This window comes from Actinacidiphila glaucinigra, assembly GCF_900188405.1.
GTDB classification, from domain to species: Bacteria; Actinomycetota; Actinomycetes; order Streptomycetales; family Streptomycetaceae; genus Actinacidiphila; species Actinacidiphila glaucinigra.
The window spans coordinates 1-6,641 of the sequence record NZ_FZOF01000069.1; the positions used below are offsets into that span (position 1 = coordinate 1).

Below are 6,641 nucleotides of genomic sequence, written 5' to 3' on the forward strand. Positions count from 1 at the left end.
CAGGTGGTCTTCTTCGGGGTGCCCTTGAAGGTGGTGTTCGCGTAGTACGACGCGACCCAGACCCCGGTGGAGCAGGTGGTGGCCGCGTGGGCGGCGCCGGCGGGCAGCACGAGGCCCGCGGCTGTCGTGGCGAACGCGAGCGCGGTGGCGCGGGCGCGTATGGACTTGGTCAAAGATCCCTCCCGGGGAGATCCTGACAGCGTCGAACGCGCGTGCCCAGATGCTCGGGGTGCCTGTGATCATGCCGTGTCGTGCGGGGCGGGATTCCCCTGCCGAGCGGCGAACAAGGGGTGTCGCGCGGGGGAACGGACGGTGTGGCGGCGGCGCGTCCGCCGAAGGGGTGGCCTCCCGTGGCGGGGCGGGCGTGTGGGGCGCGTGGTGGGGAAGACGGTCCGTATGCCGCACAAGGGCGTCGGAGCAGGGATCGTGGTGGGGCTGGCCGTGGGGATGGTGGCCGGTGCGATGCCGCTCGGCGCGAACTGGGGTGCCGAGGGGCTGGACGTGGGGCTGGCGACCGTGGCGATGTGGGCCGGGCTGCGGCTGGCCGCGCGGCGCGAGGGGCCGTGGTGGATCGCCGGGCTGATGGCGCTGGTCCTGGTGAGCGTGGGCGTCGCGGCGTACGGCGACGTGGGCGTGCCGCGGTACGCGGGGCTGGTGCCGGTCCCGGTGGTGGCGGCGCTGCTGGTGGTGGGCGGCGCCGGGTCCGTGTGGGCCCGGCGCCGGGGAATGGGTGTGGCGGGCGCGGCGGCCGGGGCGGGGGCCCTGGTGGCGACGGCGTGGCTGCCGGTGTGGGTGGCGGCCGCGATGTGGGCGGCGGCTCAGGCGGGTTCGACGTCGCGGACCTCGCTGCCGACGAGGTAGTCCTCGGGCTGCAGCGGCATCCGTTCGCGTTCGGGGCTGTTCCAGTAGCGGGCGTTGGCCGCGGCGAAGCCGTCCTCGCCGTCGTAGGCGATCAGCCAGACGAACCGGCTGTGTTCGCGGTCCACCCACGCCAGGCCGATCTCGAAGCCGTGGGCGCGGCGCAGCGGCACGATCTCCGTGTGCCACAGGCCGAGCCAGGCGTCGAGCATCTCCGGCTTGATGGTGTACGTCCGCAGCTGCGTGGTCCTGGGCAATCCGGGGCTCCCTCGGGTTCTTCGGTCACGCGGGCGCGTGCACGCGCACCTGCTGGGGGCGGACGACGCGGTCCCCCATGCGGTAGCCGTGCCGTACGACCTCGGCGACGTCCCCGGCGAGTTCCGGGCGGGGCGCGGGGACGGTGCCCACGGCCTCCTGGAGGGCGGGGTCGAAGCGCCCCGCGGTGACCGGGATCCGGGTCATGCCGTACTTCTCCAGGAGCGTCAGCAGCTCGGCGCCGACCGAGTCGGCGAAGCCGCCGTCGACGCCGAGGTGGCGGTCGATGCGGTCCAGGAGCAGGACGAGGTCGTAGAGGAGCGGCTGCGCCAGCCGGCCCTCGGCGGCCCGGCGGGTGTGGTCGAGCTCGGCGCGCAGTTCGTCCAGACCGCGCCGCCCCTCGCGGTCGTTGAGCAGCCGGCGGCGGAACTGGTCGCCGAGCGCGGCCATCTCCTCGCGCAGTCCGTCGACGGCGTCGGCCACCACCGCCAACGGGTCGGGCGCGGGCTCCTCCGCCGAGGTCTCCTCCCGCGGGGCCGGCGGCACCGGCGGCGCGGGGGGCTGCGGCGGCGCCTCCGGCAGGGGCGGTGCCCCCGGCGGAGGCACGGGCGGCACGGGCGGGACCAGCGGCGGCTGCGGCGGCGGGATGCTCATGCGCGGCTCCAGGACTGCTGCGGCGGGGTGAGGAGGTTCCGGGGGAGCGAGGCGCGGGTGTGCCACCAGCGCGGTCGGAAGCCGATCCACGCGACGAGTGCGAGGGCGGCGATCGCCACGAAGACGCCGTACGCCTTGGCCGGGGTGAGCAGCACCACGACGGCCGGGACCACGACCCAGAGCATGCGCCTGTGCCACCGCCAGGTCTTGCCCAGGGACTCGGCGGCCAGCCCCCGGTAGAACTCCAGCCGCCCCACCAGGTCCGGGTCCGCGGGGCGCACGGCCAGGCCCTGGTCGACGCAGTGCAGGATGCGCCGGGCGGCCTCCTCGGAGGCGACGACCAGCCGGCGGCTGACCGGGTGCGTGATCATCGCCCCCTCGGCGCGCAGCGACCAGATGCGGCTGATCTGGTTGCGCAGCCCGGTGTGGCCGGGGCTGTGCGCGAGGGCCTTCTCGTACCAGGTCAGTGCCTCGTCGAAGCGGGAGGAGGCGTACAGGCCGTCACCGACGGCGAGTTCGGTCGCGAGCTCGCCCGGGGACAGTTCGTCGGCCTTCAAGTACCAGGTCAGGGCCGTGTGGTGGTCGCCGAGCGCGGTGTGGACGTTGCCGATCAGGACGTGGTTCGCGGCGTCGTCCGGGGCCAGCTGGAGCGCCCTGCGGTGCTCCTGGAGGGCGTCCTGGTACGCGCCGAGGTCCTGGTGGACGGCGCCCAGCAGCCGCCAGGCGTAGGCGTTGCGGTCGTCGTGGTGCACGGCCTGGCGCAGCTCGTACTCGGCGGCCTGGAGGTCGCCGTCCGCGATGTTCCGCTCGGCGATGCCCACCCAGTCGCGTACGGCGCCGCCGGGGGCGGGCCGGGGGACCCTGGGCTCACGGGGCTCCGGCGCCTTCCTCCGGGAGCGGGCCAGCCGCTGGTCGTACAGGGCGCGCGCGGAGGGGTCGGTGAGCGCCTTGCGGGCATCCAGCACGCGCCGCACCTTGTCCTCGGCCTCGCGGCGCTTGTCGGAGGTGGGGGCCTTGCTCGCCTTACCCGCCCAGCTGCGGTGCTCGCGGTCGAGTTTCCTGCCGATCTCCTCGGCGCTGTCGCCGGCGCCGATGCCGAACTCGGCGTAGTAGTCGGGCACGTCCGTCGTGGTCATGGCGTGTCGGCTCCCGCTCCGGTCAGAGGGCCGCGGTGCGGGACACGCGGTCGCTGAGTTCCTCCAGCTCCTCGCCGCCCAGGTTGTCCGGGCGCTCGACCTCGAACTCGCCGAGCCACTCGCCCGCGGTGAGGTCCTTGACCTCGACGTGGATGATCCCGTCCACGTCGTAGGCGTAGTACACCTCGAAGGGCGCGCCCCTGGGGTACGGCGGGATCTTGAGGGTGCTCTCGCCGACGACCTTCACATAGTCCAGGTCCTCGCCCTCGCCCTCGGTGACCTGCACCCGCAGCGCGGTCTGGCGCTCGCGGATCGTGTAGAAGGTCTCGCTCTCCTTCGCGGGGACCGTGGTGTTGTGCGGGATGATCACCGCGTTGTACTCCGGCGAGCGGGGGGCGTCGTCGTGGACGGCGACCATGCCGAGGGACTGCGAGGTGACGTCCTTGATGGACTTCACCCTGCCCTTGGTGAGCCGCGCGAGGCCGTCGCCGGGGGCCGACTCCACGTGCGCGCCGCTGCCGATGTACTTCTTGCGCTCGGCGGCCTGTTCGGCGCGGACCTCCGCGTCCAGGGCGATCAGCGCGGCCCCCAGGGCCACCACCTCGTCCTGGTTGACGCCGCGTTCCGCGCTCTTCCCGGACAGCCGCCCGATCAGGGCCGGGACCTGCGGCATCCGCGTGGAGCCGCCGACGAGCAGCACCTTGTCGATGTCCTCCCAGGTGAGGCCGGACTCCTCCAGCACGCCCTCGGTGAGGATGCGGGTGCGGTCCAGCAGTTCCGCGGTGAGTTCGTCGAACTTCTCGCGGGTGATGCGGATCTGCTCGTGCCGGCCGCCGGCCGAGAGCATGACGACCGCCTGCGGGGCGTTGGACAGCGTGCGCTTGGCGATCTCCGCCTTGTCGCGCAGTTCGGCCAGGGTGGCGGTGTCGTCGGTGAGGTCGGGGCCGCCGGCCGCCATGAAGGCGCCGTTGAGGTGCTCCATCAGCGCCCCGTCCCAGTCGAAGCCGCCGAGGTTGCGGTCGCCGTCGGTGGCGACGACGTCGTACTCGCCGTCCTCGACCCTCATCACGGTGACGTCGAAGGTGCCGCCGCCCAGGTCGTAGACGAGGACGGTGCCGACCCGCTCGTCCTCGTCCTGGTCGAGCCCGTACGCGAGGGCGGCGGCGGTCGGCTCGTTGACGATCCGCAGCACCTCCAGGCCGGCGATCCGGCCGGCGTCCTGGGTGGCCTTGCGGCGGGCGTCGTCGAAGTAGGCGGGGACGGTGATCACGGCGCGCTCGACGGGCTCGCCGAGCATCATCTCGGCGTCCTCCTTGAGCCGCTTGAGGATCAGCGCGGAGATCTCCTCGGGGCGGAAGGGGGTGCCCGACTCCGAGGTGTAGACGGGGGTGGGCTCGCCCATGTAGCGCTTGACGAACTGCACCACGTGGTCCGGGGCGGTGGCCGCGGAGCGCTTGGCCTGCGAGCCGACGACGACGACGTCGCCCTGGAACATCACCACGGAGGGGGTGATGTTCTCGCCCTCGCGGTTGCGGACGATGGACGCGGTGCCGGTCCGGTCCGCCACCGCGACCGCGGAGTACGTCGTGCCCAGATCGATTCCCACAACCCGTGCCACAGCCGGGCACCTCCCCGTAGCCGTACCTCGTCCGAATCTGCCGGAGCGTCAATCATGCAGCACGCAGGGGTGTTTGCGGGACGGGATCGACGGGGCGGATGAGGCTCAGGCGCGGCCCATGGCGCGGGTCAGCGCGATCTCGACGACGACCCGGTCCGGGTTGGGGGCCGGGGTGCGGCCGTAGCGCTCGGCGTAGCGCCGCACCGCGTCGGCGACGGCGTCCGGGTCGGTGCTGATCCGGGCCACGCCCTCCAGCGTCGCCCACCGCCCCTTGTCGACCTGGCACAGCGCGACCCGGGCGCCCTGCGGCCCGGCCGCCAGCACGTTGGCCACCTTGCGGCTCGCCTTGTTGGTGATCACCCGGGCCACCCCGGCCTCCGGGTCGTACGTCACGCCGACCGGCACGACGTGCGGGGTGCCGTCGGGGCGGTGGGTGGTGAGGGTGCTCATGAGGTACTCCCGCCAGAAGGCGAGGTAGCCGGGGTCCGGGTCGCGGGGGTCGATGGCCATGTCCGCGAGGTTACGTCACCTCGTGGCCGCGCCCCCGGCCCCGGCCCCCGCCCCCGTTCTCAGCTGTGCGGTGTCAGGGCCACCTCGGGCGACAGCCCGGACTCGCCCTGGTTGTACACGACCGATACCGCGTAGTAGTAGGTCACGCCGTTGTCGAGCCCGGTGTCGGTGAACTGGTCGGCGCCGGGCAGGAACGCGACCTGCGTGGCCGTCTCCTTCGTCCCGCCCGGGCTGGTCGAGCGGTAGACGCGGTAGCCGTCGACCGTCAGGCCCGGCTCACCGGCGGCGGCGGCCCAGCGCAGGGTGGCGGTGCCGTCTCCCTGCGAGGTCTCGTAGATCTCGGTCGGCCGCAGGCCGACCGGTTGCCAGACCGGCAGATGGTCGGCGGAGTACCCGGATGCCGCGCCCGCCCGGCTGACGGCGACCACGGCGTAGTGGTAGTCCCGGTCGGTGACGCCGGTGAGGATGAGCTGCAGCCCCGACGAGCCGGCGACCAGTTCCGCGCCGTACTCGGGGCGGACGGGCGTGGTGCGGGAGCGGTAGACCACGTAGTGGTCGGCGGGCACGTAGCCGTCGGTGCGGAAGACCATCGACAAGGTGGTGCCCCGGAAGGACGACGTGATCGTCGGCGCGGCCGGGGCGTCGTCGGGACCGGCGGTCTGAGCGGCGCTCACCGCGGTGGTGCGGGCGGACTCGTTGCCCGCGGCGTCGACCGCGGCGGCCTGGTACCAGTAGGGGCGTCCGGGATCGCCGGTGAGGTCGGCGTAGGCGGCGCGCTCGGGCGATCCGATCAGCGTGCGGGCGCCGTTGGCGGAGGTGGCCCGGTAGACGCGGTACCCCGCGGTGTCCCCGCCGCCGCCCGTCCAGGTGAGCGAGACACCGTCGGTCGTCTCGGCCGCCACGGTCAGGCCCGTGGGGACGGGAGGCGCGGTGCTGTCGCGGGTGGCCTCGGCGGAGGCGGTGAAGGCGGAGGCGTTGCCGGCGGCGTCCAGGGCGCGCACCCTGTAGGCGTACGGCTGCTCCAGGACGGCGGAGGTGTCCTCGTACGTCGTGGCGCCGGTCGTGGCCGCCGTGGTGAAGGCGGTGCCGGGCAGGATCGCCCGCTGGATCTCGTACCGGGTCGCGCCCGGGGACGCCGTCCACCGCAGGGTGTTCCCCGCGGCACCGCTCGCGGCGGTGAAGGCGCCGGGCGCGGCCGGGCCCGTACGGTCGGCCGATGTGACCGTCGCGCCCGCGGACCGCCCCGAGGCGTTGCCGGCCTTGTCGACCGCGGTGACCGCGTACGTGTAGGCGTCGCCCGTGGGGGCCGGGGCGTTGGTGTACGAGGTCCTGGTGACCGCGGCGGTGCCGCTGATCCGCGTCCAGGCGCCCGACCCGGTGCGGCGGTACACGCGATAGCCCGCCAGGTCCGCCTCGGGGTTACGGGCCCAGGTCAGCGTGGCCCTGTACGTGCCGGTGGAGTACACGGCCTTGAGGCCGGTGGGTGCCAGCGGCTTCGTCTTGTCCACCGACGCCGTCGTGCGGGGTGTGTAGGTGAACTTGACGTTGGCGCTGCCCTTGAAGGCGGCGTAGTCGACGCGGAGGGTGTGTTTGCCCTTGGGGATGGTGAG

The 6,641-nt window shown here is 73.7% G+C and carries 7 protein-coding genes; 1 reads left to right on the plus strand and 6 read right to left on the minus strand.

Features of this window, described 5'->3' with window-relative positions; all coding sequences use genetic code 11:
* Positions 1 to 396: 396 nt before the first annotated feature.
* Positions 397 to 861 carry a hypothetical protein gene (locus CHF15_RS43630; RefSeq protein ID WP_089229502.1) on the plus strand — a complete coding sequence of 155 codons (465 nt, stop codon included), beginning with the start codon at positions 397 to 399 and terminating at the stop codon, positions 859 to 861.
* On the opposite strand, the gene CHF15_RS43635 is transcribed toward CHF15_RS43630, so the two are convergent.
* From CHF15_RS43635 to CHF15_RS45420, 6 genes are all read right to left on the minus strand, one after another.
* Positions 819 to 1,115 (minus strand): NIPSNAP family protein, encoded by a 297-nt coding sequence (locus CHF15_RS43635; RefSeq protein ID WP_089229503.1) that lies wholly within the window; start codon positions 1,113 to 1,115, stop codon positions 819 to 821. The genes CHF15_RS43630 and CHF15_RS43635 overlap by 43 nt on opposite strands.
* A gap of 25 nt (positions 1,116 to 1,140) precedes the next feature.
* On the minus strand, positions 1,141 to 1,767 hold the full coding sequence (gene grpE / locus CHF15_RS43640) for a nucleotide exchange factor GrpE (protein WP_143681798.1): 627 nt from the start codon (positions 1,765 to 1,767) through the stop codon (positions 1,141 to 1,143).
* On the minus strand, positions 1,764 to 2,903 hold the full coding sequence (locus tag CHF15_RS46545) for a tetratricopeptide repeat protein (RefSeq protein WP_089229506.1): 1,140 nt from the start codon (positions 2,901 to 2,903) through the stop codon (positions 1,764 to 1,766). Before CHF15_RS46545 ends, grpE begins: the two co-directional genes overlap by 4 nt.
* A 22-nt stretch (positions 2,904 to 2,925) precedes the next feature.
* Positions 2,926 to 4,521 (minus strand): Hsp70 family protein, encoded by a 1,596-nt coding sequence (locus CHF15_RS43655; RefSeq protein ID WP_179280273.1) that lies wholly within the window; start codon positions 4,519 to 4,521, stop codon positions 2,926 to 2,928.
* Positions 4,522 to 4,626: 105 nt separating this feature from the next.
* Positions 4,627 to 5,031: a pyridoxamine 5'-phosphate oxidase family protein gene (locus tag CHF15_RS43660; protein WP_089229508.1), complete on the minus strand. Its 405-nt coding sequence runs from the start codon at positions 5,029 to 5,031 to the stop codon at positions 4,627 to 4,629.
* Between the two features lie 59 nt (positions 5,032 to 5,090).
* Positions 5,091 to 6,641, minus strand: a 1,551-nt coding sequence (locus CHF15_RS45420) for a fibronectin type III domain-containing protein (RefSeq protein WP_089229509.1), incomplete at its 5' end; no start/stop codon positions are given.